This is a genomic window from Francisella uliginis (genome assembly GCF_001895265.1).
GTDB classification, from domain to species: domain Bacteria; phylum Pseudomonadota; class Gammaproteobacteria; order Francisellales; family Francisellaceae; genus Francisella; species Francisella uliginis.
This window is the reverse complement of record NZ_CP016796.1, coordinates 348,945-371,429: the sequence shown is the minus strand read 5'-3', so window position 1 is coordinate 371,429 and position 22,485 is coordinate 348,945. Positions and strand designations below refer to the sequence as shown.

Genomic DNA, 22,485 nt, shown 5'->3' with positions numbered 1-22,485 from the left:
AAGCTTCTAAAGGGAATAATAAAATGAGAGAAAAAATAAGATTAGTTTCTTCTGCTAAAACAGGACACTTTTACACTACTACTAAAAACAAAAGAGAAATGCCAAACAAGATGGAAATCAAAAAGTTTGATCCAGTAGTTCGTAAGCACGTAATGTACAAAGAAGCTAAAATAAAATAAGTATAATTTTATCCTAATTTAAGGCCTTACACATGAAGCAAGCTTTTCATTTTAAAGGTGGTAACTATACAATCAGTGCCATTAATATTAATGTTACTGAGTTTACTCAGATCGAAAGTTTATTAAATTCTAAAGTTTCTCAGTCTGAGTCTTTTTTCCACAACACTCCTTTTGCTATAGACATACGCGATATAGATGAGGATGAAAAGTGCACATTAAGCTTCTTAGAAAATGTTATAGATACTTTTAAAACTAATGGAATGATTCCTGTAGGTTTTGTGGTTAATAATAAAGAGCTAAAATCTCAATTAGCAAAAGCTGGTTATAATATTCTCAAAAATGGTAGGTCCAAAGAAGCTCTAAACAGTGAAGAGGCTCACACTTCTGCTAAAATAATTACTACACATGTACGTACAGGCCAATCAATTAATGCTCGTGATACTGATGTAATAATAACTGCTAACGTTAATAATGGTGCTGAAGTTATTGCAGATGGAAGTGTTATCGTATATGGTCGAATAGGTGGAAGAGTTATCGCTGGCAGCTCGGGAAATAAAGATGCTAAGATAATCTGTAAAGATTTAAAAGCTGAGCTTGTTTCTATTGCGGGTAAATACGTTACTCTAAATAATGAAACTATCGTCGATGATAAAGATACAGATGGATACATAGTATATTTACAAGATGATAAAATACATATTGAAGGTTTTTAAATAATAAGAGGCTTAAAAATGAGTGAAAAAAAACAAGGCAAAGTATTTGTAGTCACCTCTGGTAAAGGTGGTGTTGGCAAAACTACTTCAAGCGCCGCTATTGCATATGCTTTCGCTAGAAGAGGCCTTAAGACTGTAGTTATTGACTTTGATGTAGGCTTAAGAAACCTAGATCTTATAATGGGTTGTGAAAGAAGAGTTGTTTATGACTTGATAAATGTTGTCAAAGAAGAAGCAACTATAAATCAAGCAATCATAAAAGATAAAAGAGTTGATAACTTATACATAATACCAGCTTCACAAACTAGAGATAAAGATGCTCTAACTGAAGATGGTGTTGATAGAATCATAAATGAACTTAAAAACTCTTTTGATATTATTTTATGTGATTCTCCAGCAGGGATTGAAAAAGGTTCTTTGATGGCTATGAGATGTGCTGATGCAGCAATTATAGTTACAAACCCAGAAGTCTCATCCGTAAGAGATTCTGATAGAATATTAGGAATGCTTTCTAGTAAAACACTTAAAGCTCAAAAAGAAGGCGAATTTAAAGAAGTTCACCTAATACTTAACAGATATGACTCAGGTAGAGCTAAAGCAGGTGCTATGCTTAAAGCTGAAGATGTAAGTGAAATTTTATATACTCCTATAGTTGGTATAATTCCTGAATCTAGAGATATTCTAGAAGCTTCTAATAGCGGGCATCCGATAACTTTCCTAGAAGATACCATTGCCTCTAAAGCATTTTATGATGCTGTAGATAGAATGCTTGGTAAAGATATCCCAATGAGACACACAGAGCAAAAAACAAGTTTCTTTAAAAAATTAATAGGTAAATCTTAGTTATGTTAGCTAAACTTTTTGGATTAAACAAAAAACAAAAGAGTGCTTCATTAGCAAAAGAAAGGCTACAGATAATAGTTGCTCACCAAAGAAGTGAGCTACAACCAAAGTCTGCTAGAATAAGCAGTCACTTACTAGCTGAACTTAAAGATGAAATTATCGAAGTTGTAAAAAAATATATTGCTTTATCTGAAGAAAATATTAGAGATATAGATTTAAAAGTTGAAGATAGTAGCAAAAATTCAACTATAGAAGTTAATATACCTTTTAACTAACTCTTTTGTCCATGAGTAATATCAGCTTTAACAATGTCTCTTTTTATAGAGGTGATCGTTGTATTTATGATGATATTACTTTTACTATTCCATCAAATAAGATAACAACTATCCTTGGGCCTTCTGGTGCTGGTAAAACTACAATCCTTCAATTAATAGCAGGTCTTATCAAACCAGATATTGGTACAATAAACATAAACACTGCACTTATAAAAAGAAACAGTAAAGAAAAAGATCTTGAGAAGCTACGCCGTAAAATGGGCTTTCTTTTCCAATCAGGAGCTCTATTTACACATTTGAATGTATATGAAAATATAGCATTTCCATTAAGAAAAAATACAAAGATTGATGAGAAACTAATCAGAAGTATTGTACTACTAAAACTACAAGCTGTTGGACTAGCACACACTATAGATATGATGCCTAGCGAGCTCTCCGGCGGCATGGCTCGTAGAGTTGCTCTAGCTAGATCTATTGCTATGGATCCTGATATTATGATGTATGACGAGCCTTTCACAGGCCAAGATCCAGCCTCCTTTAATAAACTTCTAAAACTAATTGAAACATTAAATGAATCTTTAGATATGACTTCTATTATAGTTTCTCACGATATCCAAGAGTCTCTAAAGATCTCTGATCATGTAATTATTGTTGGAGATAAAAAAGTTATCGCAAGCGACTCTCCAGAAAATATAAGAAAAAGTTCTAATAAAAGAATTATAAATTTCTTAGCCGGTAAGCCTCTAGATGATCATGATGAAGATCAAAGTAGTCTTAATAAAACTTTTTTTGAAAAAGAAATTTTAAGGAATTAATAATGTCTATTTTTAGTAAGATTTATAAAGTAACTATCTCTCTAATTTATGACACCTTAAAATCTATTCTCTTAATACTTAATATCGTAGTTAATAAATTCAGTATAAGAGACTGTATAGTACAAGTTAAATATGTTGGTGTCGACTCAATTATAATTATAGTAACATCTGGGATATTTATTGGCTTAGTCTTGAGTCTCCAAGGATACTATACATTAGCAAAGTTTGGCGCACATTCATTGCTTGGAGTTATGGTATCTCTTAGTGTATTAAGAGAGCTTGGACCTGTTGTAACTGCGATGCTATTTGCAGGTCGTGCATGTAGCTCTATTACATCTGAAATAGGCCTAATGAAAGCTACAGATCAAATCAATAGCTTAAAAGTAATGAATGTTAATCCCATAAGTTTTATTTTGTCTACGAGATTTTGGGCATGCATGATTAGTGGTCCGATATTATCCTTAATTTTTTGTACTGTAGCTATTTTAGCAGGCTTTGTTTTAGCTGAAGCTGGACTTGGTATAAGCTATGGAGGGTTCTGGAGCAATATACAATCATCAGTAATGCTATCAGATATTTCAAATGGTATTATTAAAAGTGTTATATTTGCTTTTATAACAGCATGGATAGCTTTGTACCAAGGATATTACTGCACCGCTGATTCAAATGGTATTGCTAAAGCGACAACAAAAACTGTTGTTTACTGCTGTATGAGTATCTTAGGGGCCGACCTTATTTTAACATCAATTATGTTTGGAGGAGTTTAATGAAAAACAAATATTTTGAGATCTCTGTTGGGATATTTATAATAATTGGGGTTTTATGCCTACTCTTTCTAACATTCAAAGTTAGTGATACATCTCTAAAGTCACTAAGCGAAAAGCAATATACAATACAGGCTGAATTTAAAAATATCGGCTCATTACGTACTAACGCTTCTGTTAAAATAGCAGGTGTTGAGATTGGCAGAGTCACAAATATTTCATTAGAAAAGACTTATAATGGTTTTATGGCTGTAGTTAGTATGTCAATAAATGATGATGAGAAAATCCCAGCAAACTATTCAGCAGCAATATCAATGTCTGGTATCTTAGGTGATAATTATGTTGCACTTAGCCCTCCCAAAGAAGATATTATGGCAATTGCAGGCTTAAATAATGACTCAAAAACTTCAGATAAAAATAAATACCTACATCAAGGAAGTGTTATAGCCTTAGAAAACACTCAGTCAGCTATTGATTTAGGATCACTCATAAATACCTTTGTAGCAGGTAAAAATAGTGACTCTGATAGCAAATAACAAACCTTGTTTCTTTTAAATTTTACTTTTTTATATTAAAATCTAGCTCAATAAGTATTAATTAAACTTTTGAGACAATCAGATGATTCGTAAAACCTCACTACTATTATTTTTACTAGTATTAAGTATATCTAGCGCTTGGGCAATAGAAAATCCTGTAGATATGCTTAACAATACAATTGTAAAAACACAAAACAATCTTATTAAAAACGCCCCTGAATATAAAAAAGATCCATATAAACTATTACGTCTAGTTGATAATGAGATTATTCCAATAGTTGCACCTAAAGTAGTTGCTCAACTTGTTGTAGGTACTGCCAAATGGAAAAAAGCCACACCAGAAGAGCAAAAACAATTTATCAAATCTGCAACAGAAATGCTTACTTTTATGTACGCTAAGAATGTTGCATATGCAGGTAAATATAAGATAACACTATTCCCATTCAACAAAGATGATAATAGCTGGCAAAAGAAACCTATCGTTGTAGTAAATGGTAAAATAACAAATATCGATAACAATCAAAGCTCTGACTTTGCTGTTAAAATGTTCCAAAAAGATGGCAAATGGCATATATATGACTTTGATGTTGCTGGAGTAAGTATACTAAGAACATACCAACAACAATTTGCTCCTTACTCAAATGTTGCTGATATGACAAAAGCAGCTGAAAAAGTTACAACTAGAATTAAGAAGAAAAATTATCCCAAACTACTAGATGAGAACTATAGCCTTAAGAATGTAAAATGATACATATAAACAATGATATTTGGAATATTGATTCTGAATTAACATTAAAAACTGTCGCAGCAATATATAAAAAGTACAATAAAAATCTTAAGAATATATCTAAGGTATGGACAATTGATTTTAAAAACTGTCATAAAGCTGATAGTAGCGGACTTGCGTTAATAATCGAGTACATCAAATATGCTCAGAATAATTCTATTGAATTAAAATTAGATAATATCGATACAAAAATATTATCTTTAGCAAACGTCCATGGCGCCAAAGATATTTTAGAACAATTTATCGATAAACATAATAACTAGAGAGAGGAAATATGACAAAAGAACAATTAAAAGATATTTTAGAGAATTCTTTAAAAAACTGTACAGCTGATATTCAAAGTGATGATAATGTACACTTCTCAGGAACAATAGTTGCCGAAGAATTTAATGATATTAAAAGCAAGGTAAAAAGACAGCAACTCGTTTATTCTAAAATAAATGACTATATTGCCTCTGGAGAGTTACATGCTTTTTCAATGAAAACAATTGCTAAAAATGAGATCTAAAAACTTCTTCCAATAATTAACCACCCTGTTCTTCCAAAGTCTGCACTGATGATGATAAAGAATCAGCATCACCAGGTAAATCAGCTTTAGCATCTCTTATTTGAGTTTTTAACTTACTTGCTTGACTTTGAGTTGTGTCATCCTTATCAACATTAGCCAAATCAATAGCAGTACTATCTTTAGAATAAGCTTGATCAAACTCTTGCTCAACCTGAGTTGCCTTATTAACTGTATCAAGATTGCTTTTAAGTAATACAGGAGGCTGCGATTTTTTATTTGATGAACCACCCGTCGAAGCAACTTGAGAAGCCACATCATCATTATCTAAACCAAGAACTCCTAATACAGCCTGATCTGTTTGTAGAGTTGCATCATCTTTACGTAAATCTTGCTTAAGCACTCTAGCCATACCATAATCATAGTTCTGTAGGTAAGCATTTCTCATCGCAATATATGGATCAATAGAAACTTCTTTTAAATTTGAATATGCAGGTAGGTATGATACACCTTGGTTAACATAGTATGCACCTGTTACACCGGCACTAACTCCCCAAGAAACAGCCGCACCGACTGGAGCAAAGAAAAATACATATGTTAGAGGATTAAATAAAGCATCTACTCCCATAGTCACATCTTCTAATGTTCCTGGACCCAATAACGGCCATACTACATATGGAGATGCTTCACCCTCATCATATGCTCCCCACTTATGTAATGTCACAGCAAAACTTTGGTGATAACGCATTGGTTTATTAAACCAACTATCAGCTACATCAAAATATCCAGCTATACCAAGAGTTGTATTTGTCAAGAATCTGACACTATCATCACCGGCATAGTCCCATTCACCTTGGAACATATCATTTGCTACCCTAGCAGGTTCCGCCAAATTATTAAATATATTAAAAATACCACTTTTTAGGGTATTCGGAACCACCTTATCATAGGCATTTGCAGCAGGAGTTAATGTTTCATACGCTGCATCGTTAAAAGCATACATCTTTCGATTGTAGCTTTCAAAAGGATCTCTTTTTTTAGTAGAAGTTTTAAAGCTAGAACAGCTACTTAACGTTATACTAAAGATCGATAACCATACAATAGAACCAGTCTTAAACTTCATTAAAATTATCTCTTTTTTATTTAAATCAAAAATTATTTAAAAGCAATTATAGTGAATTCTCCCATAAAACTCTAATAAATTTTTTTTAAGCATATATCTTTGATATTATTTACTAAATAAGATTTAAACCTCTTAATATAAATGAGCAAATTGAATATAGATAATAATGAAGTTAATAAATTTTCATCACTAGCAAAAACTTGGTGGGATGCAAATGGCGAGCTAAAAACTTTACATCAAGTAAATCCGTTGCGTTTAGAGTTTGTTAAAAAATTTACAGACTTAGATAATAAAAACATTATAGATATCGGCTGTGGTGGCGGAATACTTACAGAATCCTTAGCAACCCCAAGCAATAATGTCTATGGTCTAGATGCATCTCCAGAAGCTATTAACGTTGCCAAAGAACACTCTAAAGTATCTAATTTAAATATTGAATATATAAACTCGACTATAGAAGATTTTACTGAAAATAACACTGTTGAGTTTGATGTTGTAACTTGCATGGAAATGCTTGAGCATGTACCAGATCCAGAAAGCATTATAGCTTCAATAGCTAAAATTATAAAAAAAGATGGTATGTTTTTTGCCTCTACACTAAATAGAAACCTTAAGTCATACCTACTATCAATAGTCGCTGCTGAACATATTTTAAAGATGGTTCCACAGGGAACTCATCAGTACAGTAAATTTATCAAGCCTTATGAGCTTATTAAAGTTGCTGAAAAGTATGGATTCGAAGCATTAGAGATTATAGGCATCCACTACAACCCTCTTTTAAATAATTTTAAACTAGGCAAAGGCGCAGATATTAACTATATTATCGCATTCAAAAAGGTATAATATATGCAATATAATTACTTCCATTATCCTAATGACACACTTCCTCCTTATGGTTCTGTCATGTATTTTAGCTATCGTAAATTAGACGATAAGAAAAAAGAAACTCTTTATCTGCTTGACCAAATAAAGTCACAAATTATATCTTGTACTGAATTATACAATAATATTGAAGTAGCTAACGAAAAAATGAATTGGTGGTTAAAAGAGCTAAATAATCTAAAAAATTCTAAACCCATATCATCACCACAACTTAAAAAGCTAGCTAAAACATTTGATAATGATTTGCTCTATAAGCATCTTGTCGATGATATCAGTCATTCAATTGATAATAGCAGCTCTACAGAAAGAAACTTTGAGGATCATATTTCGAAAAACTTTTTAGAAATTGAGATACTTAAGGCTAGCTATCTAAGTGATTTCGCAGAAATTAATAAAGATGCAATCAAACAAATTAATACTAATAACGAGATAGCTAGACATATTTTCTGTATGCCTAAGCACTTCTATAACCAAATCTCTTTTAATGATAAAACATCTCCTAATATGTCAGATGAGGATTTTAAAAATATAACGTCACAATGGCTTAAATCATACCAAAAGCAATCTCTAGATAAATCTTTTAAGCCTCTAGAGAAAATAAATAAAATCCACTACAAAATGTTAAAAAAATATCTAAACAATATCAATAATCCTTTTAAAGAAGCATTAGAATTTTCACCACTAAACTTACTATTCTACTCAATTTGACATTTTCCCCCAGCTAAAACAAGGAGATTCTGGATCAAAGCCTGTGCTGAACTTGATTCAGTATACAGAATGACAGGTTTTATTTTACATGAGTCATTCTGATTAACTGTATTTTTATATGGTTTTAGCTATATTTTATTGCTAAACACATCAATCTATGTGTATATTCTAGTTATATTGTTTTAAATATAGGGATATTTATGGAAATCAATTCTGCCAAAAAAATGTCACTTTTTAGTGCCATATTAATAGGTGTAACCTCTATGGTTGGTTCAGGCTGGCTATTTAGTGCTCAGCTTACAGCAAAAAATGCTGGCAATTGGGCTTTCTTAGCATGGATACTAGCTGCTGTAGTAGTTATGATGGTTGGACTATGCTTGGCTAAAGTAGTTTCTATTTACCCTGTCAGAGGTGCGACAACTAGATCTAGTGCCCTATCTCATAATAGTGTTTTTGCAATGCCTTTTGCTTTTGCAAACTGGTTTGGAATCGTCGTAATGATCTCAACAGAAGCTCAAGCAACTACGCAGTATCTTGCTGGTATTAATGGTTTTGAATGGTTAATGCATGATGGCATTATATCTATGTATGGCATGATGCTATCTCTATTTATATTATTTCTTTATCTTGTTATTAATTTCTATGGTGTAAAGCTACTTGCTAGTGTTAATAATGGTATAACAGTATTTAAGATGTTTGTGCCTGCTATCATAGTGATAATTTTTCTTATATATGCTTTCACACATAGTGCAAATCATCATAGTTTAATGTCAGCAGAAATACCAAACAACAATTTCTCAATTAACAACGCTTTAACTGCTATTGTAGCTGGTGGTTTGATATACACATTTAACGGCTTTCAGATTGTTGTCGCTTATAGTAGTGAAATCAAAAATCCTTCTAGAAATGTACCATTAGCAATTATCTTATCATTATCACTAGTGCTAATATTATATATGGGATTACAATATGCATTTATGCAAGCTGTCCCACATGATTATTTAGTTTCAAAAGGTGGCTGGGCTGGGTTAGATTTTGAGTCACCATTACTTCAATTAGCTACTCTTATAGGACTAGGATATATAGCCTTCTTATTAGTTATTGATAGTATTGTTAGTCCATCTGCAACTGGATATAGCTACCTTGGAGCTTCTTCTAGAATGCTATATGCAATGTCTGCTGAGGGTCAAATGCCAAGATATTTTGCTAAAATCAACAAAAAAGTTAATATCTCTCGTAGATCACTAATTGCTAACTTCCTGATATGTACAGTTTTTCTGATGTTTTCTGATAACTGGGCTGCGTTAATGCTTATCGTGACAGGATTTAATATAATCGGCTATATGGCTGCTCCTGTAAGTATGGGAGCAATTGCACCGAAGCTTCGAATATTTGGATTAATTGTCTTTGTATTACTAGCACTACTTCTAAATACTGTAGAGGTCGCGACAAATATTCATCTAAGCATTATATTAGTAGTGCTTATGACAATTTTTGGAGCCTTCGAATATAGAAGAGTTGGGTTTAAAAACTTATTTATACTGATTGCTCCGTTTATAATATTTGTATGTATTGTATCGCCTTTTAACAACTATACTTTTGAAGGAGTTATGGGCGCTATATTTTACCTAATAGTTACAGATAGCCGTTATGTAGCTTTCTGTAAAAAAACGGCTAATGAAAAGAATTTAGTCGAAGATTAATTTAGACATAATCAATATCTCAATGCAAATTCCAAGCTTATAACTGCACCTTACCATTCTTTTTAACATTAACTGAGTATGATTTTGAACCTGAATATGTTTGTCCATCAATAGTATATTGTAATACTACATCCAAATTATATGTCCCCTTAGGAAGCCCATTTGCATCAAAAAGAATTGTGATATCATTACCATTCCAGTTACGGACTAAAGTATCTCCTTCTGAAGAAGGATTAGGTATTGATTTCCAACCTTGTTCATCAGTAACTGAAATTGATGATATTTGATTAAATAAGCTTCCTGATAATGAATAGTGGACAGAAGTTGGGTTGCTGTCACCATATAGTTTAAAATTATTAGGTAAGTCTAATATACTTGCTGTTATAGAGTTCCCCGTATAAACCGATAGATTATCAGCCAAATCAAACGGTATAACTGTATTAGCTTCAGCCGCCTCTGTACTTGGAGGGCCACATGAGTTTAAAACTTCCTCTATAGTTTGACCATTATATGTTGGACCTAAGTTTTCCCACTCATCCCAGTCAGGGCTATTAACATCAAGAGGATCATTTCCAAATTGACCATTCTGGCGATTCCTATAAAAATTACCATCTCTAATTACAACATCGTTCTCTAAGTATCTGACCTGATTACTCCACTCATAAATACCATCTATTTTCCAAGCATCTTTATCATCACCGTCATATGGATTATTAGTTTTACTAGTTTTTCTTGTTGTTACAAAGCGTCTACCATCAAAAATAACTTTTGTACCAGTATTATACGAGACATTATTACTATATGGCACAACCCAGTCTAAACCTGTTACATTTGAATCAGGTATAGATAATAACCATGCTTTACTATTATTAGGGATATTAAACGGAGACTGACTAATCCACCACTGAGCTTCAAATAGCTGATTATTCTCATAGCAGATATCGCCTGTATTATAGACCTCACCATCAATACACTGTTCAAAGACACTTGTATCTATAGGAGGGTATTCTCCTTGACAATTTAGATACTCTTGAGTAGGATTTTGATTTCTATACGGAAAAATTATCTGTGCTGGAGTTAGATCGAGTGCTGTCATTCCCGCATTTAATATCACTTGTAACTCTGGAGAAAGCTGATCAATTTCTTCTTGCTCTAAAGTAGGACCTAGATTATCCCAATGCTGAGTTCTAGAAGGCTCTTTTTTTGATGAGTTATTTTTCTTACGATAGAAATCTTGTTGGTATAGAACAACACTACCTGCAGGATATTTATCAATATTTTCGTTAAACTCATATATCCCGCTTCCGACCTCCCAAGAACCGCCATCATAAGGATCCTGAGTTTCTTCATTTTGAGTAACTCTAAACACAATTCCATCATATACTACTAAGTCACCTATATCATATATCCCTCCCTGGGTATATGGAGATATCCACTGGTTATTAGGGTAGTATATTCGCCAATTTGTACTATTTGTAAAAGGTAAACCTGTTGCTGATGCATTTGCCTCAAATAATATACCATCTTCTGAACATATATCACCTTGAGAATAATTTTCTCCTTCAACACATATAGGAAATGTTTCAGGATTTGGATATCTTATTCCTTCAATATCCTCCTCTTCATCTTCTTCAAGACTTACACATTCTAAAGCTGATATATCAGCTAAAACGTCAGTCAATGGTGCTTCTATTACACATGCCTGTGTACCATCAGTACTATATACTCCTATAGATAATTGCCAAGATCCATTTTCTAAGACCCAACCTTGTGATAATGCAAAGTTTCCAGAATCAAACCCATTTGGTAGACTAAGCGCACTTGAATTATTTCCATTTGTATCAGTAAAGGCAAGAGTGTAATTACTATTATCTATAGTTAGATCGCCAACATAACCAACACCGGTATCTTCAAAATCACTACTACCAGAACTCTTTTGCGTATTAGAAAGAGTTTTAACGTTAACTGCTGGAATATTTAATGCTATAGTTGATTTATTCAAAGCAGCACCTCTGCTTCTTTGAGTGTTACTTGGAACTCTTATACTTATATCTCTTTGATTATTTCCAGAATTTAAACTTAGATAATAATCAATTGTTCTCATCGTATAGCCATTTTCTGGCACTATAAATGAATTAAAACGTTGATTAGCATTATCATCTATATGATTATTTGTAATTTCAAAGTCATATGTCCCGCTCGTAAAGTTAGAACTCCCAGAACTTACACCTGGTACTATATTTTGAGTATATTGAAAAGAGTTATTAGCAACAGCATCTCTAAACATCTGATGAACTGAAATTCGGTTCTCTAAATAATTTTTCCTACTTTTATCCAACCTTAGTAATGAGCCTGATAATGCAAAAAGCATAAACCCCATCAAGAATAATACAATAGCTATTACAATAGCAAAAATTAACGCTACTCCTTGTTGATGATGATTATACTTTTTTAAACTCATATATTTCTCTGATAAGTTAGCTAGTAACTCTTTAGATATTAAAAAAACGCTTAAGTGCCGAAAATACTACTACATTCTTGACCAAAACAGTATATTTTACTTGATTTTTTTCAAAAAAAATGTTAAATAAAGGAAGATTTACTAATGACTTAATCTAATTTTAAAAAACCTCTAGATCAGAACTAATATTTCTCTAGTTTAAAGTAATTATCATTAAACATTCCAATGACCATCACTCTCAATTGGTACACAGGTTGCTCTTGTAACTCTAAATCTAGTCTTACCTGTGTTATTATTATATCTTGCTCTTGCTTGATAATAGCTTCCAGCATAGCTATTAACCACTAAACTAAATCCACTTCTAGTCCCTTCTGCCCATAAAGTATCATAAGTCAAACCATCATCCGTATAGTAGGTTTCCTGTTTACGATTTCTAATACCATATGCATCTTTTAAGAAAGCATATCCATTAGGACAACTTAAGTATAGATTATCTCCAATAGCATACCATTTCATTCCATTACTTAGTGTTTCTTCATCATTTTTATTCCTATTAGCTCTTAGACTATTAGGAGTTTCATATACAATTTCATCAGTTGACAGCTGAGACTCTAGAATATAATTTAAGCTCATTGATGGATATGATTGCCGCCCTTCACTATCTTGTGCAATTATATAAATACTATGGTTACCTGCAGTATCAAAATCTATTGTTACACTATTTTGTACTGGTGTAGATAGTAGTAAATTATCATTTCCATCATAGAAATTATAAGTATATATTCCAGTACCTCCGGTAGATTGTGTAGTTATATTAACTATACAACTAAAGCGGTCACAAGCACCTTTCTCAATAATTGGTGATTTAATTATTCCATTACAAAGATCACGGAAATAATCAGCTATTTGGCCTTGATGCCTTGTACCTAAATCTTCCCAGGGATTTTGTTGATCATTAGTTAATGGATTAGCTCCTTTATTCTCAGATTCCGCTTTATAAAAACTATCTCCAACTGTTACAATATCTCCTGCCTTATATGTAATATCTGCATTCCAGTCATAAATCCCATCAATACGCCAAGCTGCTGACTCATAAGGAGTTTCTCCTTCCCCAACGAAATTACTGTTTACAAAAACCATATTATCAAAAAACACTCTTGTAATATCAGTTCCATAGGTAACATTATTAGTATATGGAATAACCCACTCATGTGATGGCATAAACAATCTCCATGCACCAGAATCATTAGATGGCGTGTTAGAAGTTTGACCCAGATAATATTCTGAAAAAAGTAAGTTATTTTCATAGCACATATCGCCAAAGAAATAAGTCTTTCCTTGCTCACACTGGCTATAGCTATTTGTATTTATTTGTGGATATTCCCCAACACATCTTAAATATTGCAAATCATCAGGATCATTTTCATCTAAATCCAATCTGTATGGAAACTCTATGCCATAAGACAGATACCATGATGATGCTCTACCTTCATAGTCGTCACCTAGCAATCGCCAGTTTACTGTATCTAGGCTAGGATCTGCTGAGCCTTGATTATCTCTAATTGCCTCATAGAATTGATTATTAAATATAACAACTTTATTTCTATCATAAAAGATTCTACTATCAAAAGGATAAACTCCATCTATTTCCCAGCCAGAGTTTTGTTCAAATGGTGATAAAGTTTGGTCTTTTTGTGTATTTATAAATAATCTACCTGCATATACAACTTGATCGCCACTTTGATAGATTACCCCATCAGTAAAAGGCGAAACCCAATCTGTAGAAGGATAATAGACTTGCCATTTAGTAGGATCTTGGAATGGTAAAGTATTTACAGCCGCATTCTTACCTTTTTGTTTAAGAGCTTCAAATAAAATACCATGTTCCGAGCATATGGCTCCTTCTTGATAATTTCCATTCTCTACACAAACATTATAACCTCTAGGCGATGGATATCTTGCAAATAACTGCGTAGCAACATCATCATTAACATCTTCAATTGCCGTACACTCTAACGCAGAAAAATTAGCTTCAAAGTCCTGTAATGTAGAAGCTATAACACATCCTTGCTCGCTATCAACATCATAAACACCCACAAACAATTCCCATAATCCATTATTTAAACGCCATCCTTGAGTCAAAGACAAATTACCTGTGCTAAATGTACCAGATAAATCAAGAGTAGAAACACCTCCTGCAGGATTTGTAAAAGATAAAATATAGTTATTATTATCTATGGATAAATCTCCTATATATCCAACACTTGTTTCAGTAAGCGTACTACTACCAGAATTTAACTGCTCAGGAAGAAGATTTTCAAAATTAATTGCTGGAATATTCAAAGCAATACTAGTCTTATTTATAGAGTTATCACTTATTCGTGTAGTACTAGGCACTCTTATAATCATATTTTTTTGGAATCTATCTAAAGACATTCCTAAATAATAATCTATAGTCCTCATCGTATAACCATTTTCTGGAACTATAAAAGATCCAAAACGTTGGTTACTAGTATTTTGAATATGACTATTTGTAACTTCAAATGTGTATGAGCTACCACTGCTAAGAAATACACTACCTGAATTTGCTGGTGGTATAATATTTTGGTTGTATACAAATACTTGATTAACAGCAACATCTTTAAATGCTTGATGCATAGATATTTTATTTTGTAGATGTTCTTTTCTAGATTTACCTAAGATTAATGCTGTGTGAGATAGCGCAAAAAGTAGATACGCCATTATTATCAACACAAGAGCTATCGAAACGGCAAAAATTAATGCTACTCCTTGCTGCTGATAATTAATCTTTTTAAAACCCATTTACATCCTCAGGTAATAGTTAATATAAAATATAAAAAACTACTCTAATCAAGTATAGCATATCTTATAAAGCTATAGAAAAGATGAGATTTGATAAAATCAATTAATAGGCTGATCTAAAAATTTAATAAAATCAGAAACTATATAAACTTTAATTAACTTAATAATCAAATATCCCAATGACCATCACTATTATCAGGCACACAAATCGCTCTAGTAAGATAATTAGTATGCTTAAACCAGCCCCCACTACCTTTCTCTTTGATATTGTTTTGATACATCACAGAAGATCCTGTATAAACTACTGATCCAGCAGAATCTGTATTTTTATCTGCGAAAACTCTAACACCTTTCATCAAGTATGTAGAATCATCATATGTTCTATATGTTTCACTTTTTCTACTTTTAAGTGCCTCGGCACCCTTTATAAAGCTATATCCAGTCGGACAATTAAATGTAATATAGTCCGTAGTTGCTGTGACAATAAGACCACTATCTGAAAAAAGTTTATCAGTATATTTAGAACCATACCCTGTTGGATCCATATATGTTATAGGATCTTTTGTAAGCTGCGACTCAATAGTATAATCTAGCTCATTAGATTTATATGCTTCTACTCCAGCTAAATTTTTTGCTACAGCATATACCTTATGATCTCCAGCAGTTTTAAAGGTAATATCCACACTACTACCAGTAGTTGATCCTAGAAGAGAACCATTTTGATCATATATTTCATAAGTATATAACTGAGTAGTTGATGGTTGAACTATATCAACTGTACAACTAAAGCCATAACAAGATGATTTAAGTATTATAAAACTTCTAACAATACTATCACAAGCATCAAGATACTCTTGTGCTGACTTACCTTGGTAGGTTAAACCTAAGTTTTCCCAAGCTCCCGAATTGCCACTATTATTAAGAGGGTTTTTATCCTTAGTTTGCCATCTAGCCTTATAAAAATTATCATATAAAATAATAATATCACCTTTTAGATATGTAATATCCTTATTCCATTCATAAATTCCATCTATCTTCCAAGAACTATCCTCATATGGATCTTTTCCTGCATTAACCCACCATTGATTAATAAAACGTTTATTATCAAAAATAACCTTTGTAGTTTGATCTGCATACATAACATTATAACTAAATGGTACAACCCAGTCAGAATTTGGTAAATATAACCTCCATGCATTTGGATTTTTAAAAGGAGAACCAGAGGTCCAATATTGTGCTACAAATAACATATTATTTTCATAACACATATCTCCTTCATTATATACATCTCCATCAACACATTGCTGATATGTATCTGTATCTATAGGAGGATACTCACCCTTACAGTTTAGTAATGTTTGACTAGGATCTTCAGACCTATATGGAAATACTATTTTTTCTAAAGGATAGTCATCGACACTTTTACCATTATATGTTTCACCAAGATTTGTCCATCTCTTAGTATCAGATGGATCATTTCTTGTTTTTTTATCAGCTTGATAGAAGCTTCCATTATATGTAACAATATTACCAGGATAATACCGAATCCTTTCACTCCATGGATAAATTCCATCTAATTTGAATTTTGCATTATCAAATGTATGTACCATTTGACCATCTTTACTGTTTTTATATAATCTTCCATCATACACTACCAAATCTCCAACGCTATATTTAGCTCCTTGAGTATATGGCTCAACCCACTGAGGATCTGGATAATATACCCTCCAATCACCATCATTTTCAAAAGGTAAAGCATCTGCATTATTTTTATTTGCAATAAATAAAATACCATCTTCTTGGCATATATATCCTTCTGAGTATCTTTGCCCTGCAATACAAGTTGGATATGCTTGAGGATTTGGATATCTAGCTCCTTGAATATCCTCTTCTTCCTCTTTATTAAGATTTATGCATTTTAGACTTGTGAAATTACTTAGGAAGTTCTGTAATGAAGATGTTATTACACAACCTTCTTCAGTATCTGGATTAAAAACACCTATAGATAAGTCCCAAACACCTCCTTTTAATACCCATCCTTGTGACAAAGTCAATGCACCAGATTCAAAACCAGATAATGAAAGTGTTTTAGGTTCTGCACTATTTTTACTAGTAAATTCAAGTGTGTGAGTAGCACCATCAACCTTTAGATTACCAATATAACCTACTTGTTTATCTGTAAGAGTATCTTCTGCATTTAATTGACTAGCTGAAAGCTCATTAAAGTTAATAGCTGGAATATTCAATGAAATTGTTGATTTATCTATTGAGCTATCTAAACTAGGCAGTGTAATACTAGGCACTCTTATAACAGCATTTTTTACACGATCAATTAAGCTCATTTTCACATAATAGCCTCGCGTTCTCATAGTATAACCACTCTCTGGAATAATAAAAGAAGTAGAGCCACTTGAAGAGTCGCTATTAGAAATTTCAACAATATATTGAGTATTATTACTCAAAGTTTTCGACTCTGTAGAGCCAGAAGGTATTATATTCTCATTATAAACAAACTGTGACCCTGAGATTACACCATTTTTAAATGCTTGCTGAACTTGAATCTTTTTTTCTAAATTCTGCTTTTCAGACTTTTGTATAAAAAGATCAGAGCGAACTAAAGCAAAAAGTAAAAAACCCATTACCATAAAAACTATCGCCACTGAAACAGCAAAAACTAAAGCAACTCCGCCGTTATATTTTTTTCTTATAAGACTCATATATTCTCTGACTAACTTAATCCACTTATCCCATTAAAAGATAGTACAATTTCTCGATCTTGTCCATCTAACCTATAATTAATTTTTATTCCGCGTATTTCACGATACCACGATCTTTTATTTGTTTGAGCTGTGACAGCTTTCCATTGCTGACTTTGTCCACTAGTTTTATAGCTTATCTGTAAATCACTAACCCCTTTAAGTAATGCTTGACCTATTTCATCTTCGGCTTCATTATCACTAAATGATCTTTCATATAGTTCATATTCTTTATTACCATTACTATCTACATTACCAGTATCTCTGACATAAATTACTTTTATAGTATAACCAGTATATAGTGTTGCTCCAGCCGGATAACTTTCACCAATAGGGCTTGCTAAATTAAATGTTGAACTACCATCATTAGTCTGAACAGAGTCTCTAAGCAAAAGACTTTGATTTGTATCATCTGTAAGCATCATATATTGCTTAGCTCCACCGTATACTTTATCAAAAGTTATACTTTGATCATCAGAACTAACAGTTCTCTCAAGAGTAATTGGATAATCTATGGTTTGTAAAACTAATATATCTGTATCTTGTTTAGCATCACTTGGAAAGTTAGAACTTGACACTAATGGTGCTTGCTGAGCATAGATTAATGGATAATCAAAGGGATTTACTTCAGGTGTTGGACTTATCGCAACATTTCTTTTTTTCAAAAGAGAGTAAGTTTCATTACCCGTAATATAAGCATTATCGATTAAATTAGTAAATATAAGCCTTGCTTCAACGTTATTTTTATAAGAATCAAGATTTTGTACAGAAGAATCAAAACTTTTTCTAGCTTGGAAAAATGTATCAACTATTAAAAATGATACCAGAGCCATTACGGTAACACTCACTAGTACTTCAATTAAAGATATACCTTTTTGTCTTTTGAGTGAAAGCATAAAACTTCTATACCTAACTTTAACGCGCTATTTTACTAAACAGATATAGATTTTATAACATCTAGCCTTAGATTCAAAAATTTTTATATATTTAGATTTTAATAATATGTTAATTATCACTAGACTCTATCATACCACATGAACTTTTATACCTATCTAGATGATTATATTTAATAACATTTTTTAACCTTTTTTGATATTCTTGATCCTCTAAGGATGAGTATTCGCCAAGAGTGTCTATTAAAGCTTCATCATTTTTGTCGAGATTAGTTGAAGCTCTAACATGTCTAAACTCTGTAAACTTGCCACCTGTATTTAACTTATGATAATAAGCTAATACACTATCACCAACATCGTTAAATGTTTCAACTTGAACGTCTGATCTTTTTGCCTTTACGCCACAATCTTTTTCAAAACAATGCAAACCAAAATAATTATTATACTTAACAGCAAATCTAGATGTTCCCCAACCTGTCTCTAATATTGCTTGAGCTATAACCAAACTTTTTGGTGCTATATTAATTCTAATCAGTAAATCATCTAATTGTTTTGCTAAAGACTGATCTTGTGAGACCTTATAGAAAGTCGTATATTTTTTAATAATCTCTAGCTGTTGTTTATTAAGTGTTTTTTGTTTATCAGAGTGCTTTTTTAAACTTAATATATTATTTCTCTCACTACAAATCTCTCTATTTGCTTCTTTAATCTCTTTTGACATAAAATTAATAAAAAGTTTCTTCTTTTTTGCAACATCTTTAATATTTGCAAAGTCAGGCTTGTGATGATCTATTTTGATTGGATTAGTTGCTAAGTGATATTTGTTTGAATTAGCAAAGCATAGATTAGAAATAAATAAAATAATCAAAATATAATATATTTTATTAACGTTATTACATAGCATAATAAATACCTATTGATAAATTGTTAACTACTGTGTAATTAGATATAATACACAACATGCTTCTAATAAAAGCTATTTTTAATAGATTTATTAGAATAAGAATTAACCCAAAAAAGCAATAAGAAAGATATGTATTAAGTTAAAATATATTTTATATATCCTTAAACTTCGATACAAATTAAAATAAAATTTTACCCAAAGAATTTATTTATTTCTGTATATAAGTGTCTATAATCAATAATAGGGGATTTTTATATATATTTTCCATGAAAGATAATAATGGCTTTGAGAATTTCTATAACTTAGAAAAAAGACTCTTTGAACAGCAAGAAAAAGAAAGGCAGGCAGACTTAAGAGAAAGAAAAAAATCCTTTCAAAGCAACGCCATGTCTTTTACTAGAAGAAGTATAATCAGTAAAGAAAAATTAACCATGATCGTAATTTTTATAATACTTATGATACTTATACTTCCTATAGCTCAAGCATATATTATCGAATCAAAAATCTCTAATGTAATACAAGAATCTGATGAGATTAGAAAAGATATAGCAGACAGTATAATATTCAATGATAAATATAGACCTATAAAGTTACCAAAGTTTATAAGTGTCAATAAAAACTCGCGCCAAATAAGAATAGATATTGGTCAAAAAGGCAAAAAAATAGTCAATGGCACCGGATACATCTATTTAGACCCTGTTGTAATTAAAGATAAAGATACTATAAAATGGCAATGTAGAGCATCAGGCACTGGAATTAAAGAAAATTATCTTCCTGGGAACTGTAAAATTTTAAAAAAATCAAAAAGATAGAAGCAACCTATAATAAAAATGTTTTTAAAGAATATAATTAAACTTAAAAAGAGTTTTATCATCTGCACATTCTTAATAATACCTAATGTATTATTAGCGTTTGTAAATATTAACTTTATACCAACAGAAAATGGTATAGATAATCTGATATCTAAAGAAGAGCCCTCTGGCAAACTAAAACTAGAACTAATGTCTCTTCAAGACGATCAATATACTAGTATTTCAGATCCTATTACATTAGATACAGGCTTAACTCTAAGTCGAGTTGTATTTATCCCAATATCTCTTAACAATAGCCAGATTACTAATAAAATCATTATCATCCCAACTGAGAAAGGTGCTTCAGGTGAAAAGTTTTCATCTATCTATATCATGGATGCCGACTTAAAGAATCAAACTTCCTCTACTGTCACCACAACAGAAATAAGACTAACCCCTATCGTTATCAAAAACAATAATGGAATTTTTCTTATATGTGCTTCACACAATAATACAAGTACAGATTCTCTAATAATTTATAAGGTTGATACTGATAATAATTCAGTTCAACAAATACAAACCCCTTCACCAGAGACTTATCAAGACATAGAAAATATAATACCTTTAGATAAAAATACAATTATAATAGTTGAGCAAACAGCTGACTTAAAGATAGTTGCTCATGTATATAGTATTTCAGAACAAGAAACTATACATAGCTACACACTAAATACAGACTCTAATCTAAAAGTAGAATATAACCCAACAACTTTCCAAACTAAATTAGTTTCAGATCTAGATGATATTTCTATAACAGATGCGCCTTCCCCATATGGAATAATTAAAGCTTATTAAGTATTCCTAAGCAGTACAAACACTATTATCAGGAGAATTTCCAATAGTCACATTCCCTCGTGAATTAATTATCATTTGCGTATATGCATCACTTCCTTCACATAACGTCAAAGTAGCTGTAGCACCAGTTGCTCTACCTCTACCTGCTATTTGAACTGAAGTTTCTCCTGAATTATTCAAATGAGCATAATAATCACTTGAATCAGGAGACTCAACAGTCCCTAATAAAGTATTATCATTATTAGAAAAAGCTATTATGAAATCACCATTCCATAAGCTATTATTAAGACAAGTTGATTTATCATTAGATGAACATATTGTAACCGTTTCATTATTTTGTAATGCAGTTATTCTAGCTGTTTTTATCAAGTTTTCCACTTGTTCTGTTTGGCTTTCTTGATAGTAACCATCGGTTCTCATATAACTTGTAGCCGCAACAGCTAATATTACAAAAATCGTTATTACAATCATCAACTCTATAAGAGAGTAACCCTTAATATTTCTCATAAATATACCCTTCACTTAATGCACTAATTAAATACTTCTTTGATGGATTATACCAAAATCAGAATAAATACCTAACTTTTGTTTTAAAAGCTTACATTTTTGAGAATTACAACTATTGTCCAATATCTTAATATCATCATCGCAATCATCTTTTATACTACAGCTTAAACCTTTTTCTACAATATAAAAATGATTATCTTTATCCCTATAAAACTGAAAATTATTACTTTTACTCTTCTTTGAACTATGAGAGTTTTTTATCACACCACCCCATAACATCTTAAAGTCTCGATTACCTCCTTGCTTAGATATTATTGTCAGCTCAACAGGTTTATCTTTATCAGCTGTATAATCAAAATCTTTCGACTGTATCTCTATTGAAATATTTACACTTACTTGTTTAATATTCTCAGAAATATCTTTAACATCAAAATCAACTTTTCCTTCAGATGTTTTTATTGTTTTTATTTTGATATTTTTACCTACCACATAAAATATAAGTCTATTATCTTTTAAAGAAGTATCTTCATGACATTTAAACTCTAATCTACTATCAACACGATTTTTCTCAAAACCTAAAAAACTACAATCTGCAGCAAACACTGTTTTAATAACAAAAAAAACATAAACTAAAAACACAACTATTTTTTTTATCATCAAAC

Annotated in this window: 23 protein-coding genes; 15 read left to right on the top strand and 8 right to left on the bottom strand. The window is 31.6% G+C overall.

Annotation, left to right across the window (positions count from 1 at the left end; all coding sequences use genetic code 11):
- Positions 1-23 precede the first annotated feature (23 nt).
- From rpmG to F7310_RS01835, 10 genes are all read left to right on the top strand, one after another.
- Positions 24-179 carry a 50S ribosomal protein L33 gene (rpmG, locus tag F7310_RS01880; protein ID WP_004286519.1) on the top strand — a complete coding sequence of 52 codons (156 nt, stop codon included), beginning with the start codon at positions 24-26 and terminating at the stop codon, positions 177-179.
- Between the two features lie 32 nt (positions 180-211).
- Positions 212-892, top strand: a complete 681-nt coding sequence (minC, locus tag F7310_RS01875; RefSeq protein ID WP_072711369.1) for a septum site-determining protein MinC — start codon at positions 212-214, stop codon at positions 890-892.
- An 18-nt stretch (positions 893-910) separates the two neighbouring features.
- Positions 911-1,735: a septum site-determining protein MinD gene (gene minD, locus F7310_RS01870; RefSeq protein WP_072711368.1), complete on the top strand. Its 825-nt coding sequence runs from the start codon at positions 911-913 to the stop codon at positions 1,733-1,735.
- Positions 1,736-1,737: 2 nt separating this feature from the next.
- Complete coding sequence (gene minE / locus F7310_RS01865) at positions 1,738-2,010, top strand: cell division topological specificity factor MinE (protein WP_072711367.1); 273 nt, start codon at positions 1,738-1,740, stop codon at positions 2,008-2,010.
- A gap of 11 nt (positions 2,011-2,021) precedes the next feature.
- Positions 2,022-2,825: an ABC transporter ATP-binding protein gene (locus F7310_RS01860; protein WP_072711366.1), complete on the top strand. Its 804-nt coding sequence runs from the start codon at positions 2,022-2,024 to the stop codon at positions 2,823-2,825.
- A 2-nt stretch (positions 2,826-2,827) separates the two neighbouring features.
- Positions 2,828-3,592: an MlaE family lipid ABC transporter permease subunit gene (locus F7310_RS01855; protein WP_072711365.1), complete on the top strand. Its 765-nt coding sequence runs from the start codon at positions 2,828-2,830 to the stop codon at positions 3,590-3,592.
- Complete coding sequence (mlaD, locus tag F7310_RS01850) at positions 3,592-4,125, top strand: outer membrane lipid asymmetry maintenance protein MlaD (RefSeq protein ID WP_072711364.1); 534 nt, start codon at positions 3,592-3,594, stop codon at positions 4,123-4,125. Before F7310_RS01855 ends, mlaD begins: the two co-directional genes overlap by 1 nt.
- Before the next feature lie 82 nt (positions 4,126-4,207).
- A complete protein-coding gene (locus F7310_RS01845) occupies positions 4,208-4,873 on the top strand; it encodes an MlaC/ttg2D family ABC transporter substrate-binding protein (protein WP_072711363.1) in 666 nt (221 codons plus the stop codon).
- The gene (locus F7310_RS01840; protein WP_072711362.1) at positions 4,870-5,175 is read left to right on the top strand and encodes an STAS domain-containing protein; all 306 of its coding nucleotides are present in this window, start codon (positions 4,870-4,872) and stop codon (positions 5,173-5,175) included. The genes F7310_RS01845 and F7310_RS01840 overlap by 4 nt, the downstream gene beginning before the upstream one ends.
- Before the next feature lie 11 nt (positions 5,176-5,186).
- Positions 5,187-5,420, top strand: coding sequence for a BolA family protein (locus F7310_RS01835; RefSeq protein ID WP_072711361.1), 234 nt, complete (start codon positions 5,187-5,189; stop codon positions 5,418-5,420).
- Between the two features lie 16 nt (positions 5,421-5,436).
- Here F7310_RS01835 and F7310_RS01830 read toward each other — a convergent pair whose 3' ends face one another.
- Positions 5,437-6,540 (bottom strand): MlaA family lipoprotein, encoded by a 1,104-nt coding sequence (locus F7310_RS01830; protein ID WP_072711360.1) that lies wholly within the window; start codon positions 6,538-6,540, stop codon positions 5,437-5,439.
- 141 nt (positions 6,541-6,681) lie between these two features.
- Between F7310_RS01830 and ubiG the strand changes: the two genes are divergently transcribed.
- The 3 genes from ubiG (at position 6,682) to F7310_RS01815 (ending at position 9,833) form a co-directional block, all read left to right on the top strand.
- On the top strand, positions 6,682-7,383 hold the full coding sequence (gene ubiG / locus F7310_RS01825; protein ID WP_072711359.1) for a bifunctional 2-polyprenyl-6-hydroxyphenol methylase/3-demethylubiquinol 3-O-methyltransferase UbiG: 702 nt from the start codon (positions 6,682-6,684) through the stop codon (positions 7,381-7,383).
- Between the two features lie 3 nt (positions 7,384-7,386).
- Entirely contained in the window at positions 7,387-8,130 is a 744-nt protein-coding gene (locus tag F7310_RS01820) for a hypothetical protein (protein WP_072711358.1), read from the top strand.
- A gap of 200 nt (positions 8,131-8,330) precedes the next feature.
- Positions 8,331-9,833 carry an APC family permease gene (locus F7310_RS01815; RefSeq protein WP_072711357.1) on the top strand — a complete coding sequence of 501 codons (1,503 nt, stop codon included), beginning with the start codon at positions 8,331-8,333 and terminating at the stop codon, positions 9,831-9,833.
- Positions 9,834-9,870: 37 nt separating this feature from the next.
- On the opposite strand, the gene F7310_RS01810 is transcribed toward F7310_RS01815, so the two are convergent.
- From F7310_RS01810 to F7310_RS01790, 5 genes are all read right to left on the bottom strand, one after another.
- A complete protein-coding gene (locus F7310_RS01810) occupies positions 9,871-12,294 on the bottom strand; it encodes a hypothetical protein (protein ID WP_072711356.1) in 2,424 nt (807 codons plus the stop codon).
- Positions 12,295-12,507: 213 nt separating this feature from the next.
- Positions 12,508-15,117 (bottom strand): hypothetical protein, encoded by a 2,610-nt coding sequence (locus F7310_RS01805; RefSeq protein ID WP_072711355.1) that lies wholly within the window; start codon positions 15,115-15,117, stop codon positions 12,508-12,510.
- A gap of 167 nt (positions 15,118-15,284) precedes the next feature.
- Positions 15,285-17,834, bottom strand: coding sequence for a hypothetical protein (locus F7310_RS01800; RefSeq protein WP_072711354.1), 2,550 nt, complete (start codon positions 17,832-17,834; stop codon positions 15,285-15,287).
- A gap of 11 nt (positions 17,835-17,845) precedes the next feature.
- Positions 17,846-18,769 carry a type II secretion system protein gene (locus tag F7310_RS01795; protein ID WP_072711353.1) on the bottom strand — a complete coding sequence of 308 codons (924 nt, stop codon included), beginning with the start codon at positions 18,767-18,769 and terminating at the stop codon, positions 17,846-17,848.
- Positions 18,770-18,878: 109 nt separating this feature from the next.
- The gene (locus F7310_RS01790; protein WP_236939883.1) at positions 18,879-19,670 is read right to left on the bottom strand and encodes a glucosaminidase domain-containing protein; all 792 of its coding nucleotides are present in this window, start codon (positions 19,668-19,670) and stop codon (positions 18,879-18,881) included.
- Between the two features lie 266 nt (positions 19,671-19,936).
- Here F7310_RS01790 and F7310_RS01785 point away from each other — a divergent pair, with 266 nt between their 5' ends.
- Positions 19,937-20,482 (top strand): hypothetical protein, encoded by a 546-nt coding sequence (locus F7310_RS01785; protein ID WP_072711352.1) that lies wholly within the window; start codon positions 19,937-19,939, stop codon positions 20,480-20,482.
- 18 nt (positions 20,483-20,500) lie between these two features.
- Positions 20,501-21,316, top strand: a complete 816-nt coding sequence (locus tag F7310_RS01780; RefSeq protein WP_072711351.1) for a hypothetical protein — start codon at positions 20,501-20,503, stop codon at positions 21,314-21,316.
- Positions 21,317-21,322: 6 nt separating this feature from the next.
- Here F7310_RS01780 and F7310_RS01775 read toward each other — a convergent pair whose 3' ends face one another.
- Together F7310_RS01775 and F7310_RS01770 are read right to left on the bottom strand one after the other, a co-directional pair.
- On the bottom strand, positions 21,323-21,823 hold the full coding sequence (locus tag F7310_RS01775) for a GspH/FimT family pseudopilin (protein ID WP_072711350.1): 501 nt from the start codon (positions 21,821-21,823) through the stop codon (positions 21,323-21,325).
- A 27-nt stretch (positions 21,824-21,850) separates the two neighbouring features.
- A complete protein-coding gene (locus F7310_RS01770; RefSeq protein WP_072711349.1) occupies positions 21,851-22,480 on the bottom strand; it encodes a hypothetical protein in 630 nt (209 codons plus the stop codon).
- Positions 22,481-22,485 lie beyond the last annotated feature (5 nt).

What these genes read in the sequence shown, in the direction of transcription:
- minE (WP_072711367.1), top strand. Translation starts at nt 1,738, where the DNA reads ATGTTAGCTAAACTTTTTGGATTAAACAAAAAACAAAAGAGTGCTTCA.
- F7310_RS01815 (WP_072711357.1), top strand. Translation starts at nt 8,331, where the DNA reads ATGGAAATCAATTCTGCCAAAAAAATGTCACTTTTTAGTGCCATATTA.
- mlaD (WP_072711364.1), top strand. Translation starts at nt 3,592, where the DNA reads ATGAAAAACAAATATTTTGAGATCTCTGTTGGGATATTTATAATAATT.
- F7310_RS01820 (WP_072711358.1), top strand. Translation starts at nt 7,387, where the DNA reads ATGCAATATAATTACTTCCATTATCCTAATGACACACTTCCTCCTTAT.
- F7310_RS01855 (WP_072711365.1), top strand. Translation starts at nt 2,828, where the DNA reads ATGTCTATTTTTAGTAAGATTTATAAAGTAACTATCTCTCTAATTTAT.
- F7310_RS01790 (WP_236939883.1), bottom strand. Translation starts at nt 19,670, where the DNA reads ATGCTATGTAATAACGTTAATAAAATATATTATATTTTGATTATTTTA.
- minC (WP_072711369.1), top strand. Translation starts at nt 212, where the DNA reads ATGAAGCAAGCTTTTCATTTTAAAGGTGGTAACTATACAATCAGTGCC.
- F7310_RS01800 (WP_072711354.1), bottom strand. Translation starts at nt 17,834, where the DNA reads ATGAGTCTTATAAGAAAAAAATATAACGGCGGAGTTGCTTTAGTTTTT.
- F7310_RS01805 (WP_072711355.1), bottom strand. Translation starts at nt 15,117, where the DNA reads ATGGGTTTTAAAAAGATTAATTATCAGCAGCAAGGAGTAGCATTAATT.
- F7310_RS01830 (WP_072711360.1), bottom strand. Translation starts at nt 6,540, where the DNA reads ATGAAGTTTAAGACTGGTTCTATTGTATGGTTATCGATCTTTAGTATA.
- minD (WP_072711368.1), top strand. Translation starts at nt 911, where the DNA reads ATGAGTGAAAAAAAACAAGGCAAAGTATTTGTAGTCACCTCTGGTAAA.
- ubiG (WP_072711359.1), top strand. Translation starts at nt 6,682, where the DNA reads ATGAGCAAATTGAATATAGATAATAATGAAGTTAATAAATTTTCATCA.
- F7310_RS01835 (WP_072711361.1), top strand. Translation starts at nt 5,187, where the DNA reads ATGACAAAAGAACAATTAAAAGATATTTTAGAGAATTCTTTAAAAAAC.
- F7310_RS01780 (WP_072711351.1), top strand. Translation starts at nt 20,501, where the DNA reads ATGTTTTTAAAGAATATAATTAAACTTAAAAAGAGTTTTATCATCTGC.
- F7310_RS01785 (WP_072711352.1), top strand. Translation starts at nt 19,937, where the DNA reads ATGAAAGATAATAATGGCTTTGAGAATTTCTATAACTTAGAAAAAAGA.
- F7310_RS01840 (WP_072711362.1), top strand. Translation starts at nt 4,870, where the DNA reads ATGATACATATAAACAATGATATTTGGAATATTGATTCTGAATTAACA.
- F7310_RS01770 (WP_072711349.1), bottom strand. Translation starts at nt 22,480, where the DNA reads ATGATAAAAAAAATAGTTGTGTTTTTAGTTTATGTTTTTTTTGTTATT.
- F7310_RS01775 (WP_072711350.1), bottom strand. Translation starts at nt 21,823, where the DNA reads ATGAGAAATATTAAGGGTTACTCTCTTATAGAGTTGATGATTGTAATA.
- F7310_RS01810 (WP_072711356.1), bottom strand. Translation starts at nt 12,294, where the DNA reads ATGAGTTTAAAAAAGTATAATCATCATCAACAAGGAGTAGCGTTAATT.
- rpmG (WP_004286519.1), top strand. Translation starts at nt 24, where the DNA reads ATGAGAGAAAAAATAAGATTAGTTTCTTCTGCTAAAACAGGACACTTT.
- F7310_RS01860 (WP_072711366.1), top strand. Translation starts at nt 2,022, where the DNA reads ATGAGTAATATCAGCTTTAACAATGTCTCTTTTTATAGAGGTGATCGT.
- F7310_RS01845 (WP_072711363.1), top strand. Translation starts at nt 4,208, where the DNA reads ATGATTCGTAAAACCTCACTACTATTATTTTTACTAGTATTAAGTATA.
- F7310_RS01795 (WP_072711353.1), bottom strand. Translation starts at nt 18,769, where the DNA reads ATGCTTTCACTCAAAAGACAAAAAGGTATATCTTTAATTGAAGTACTA.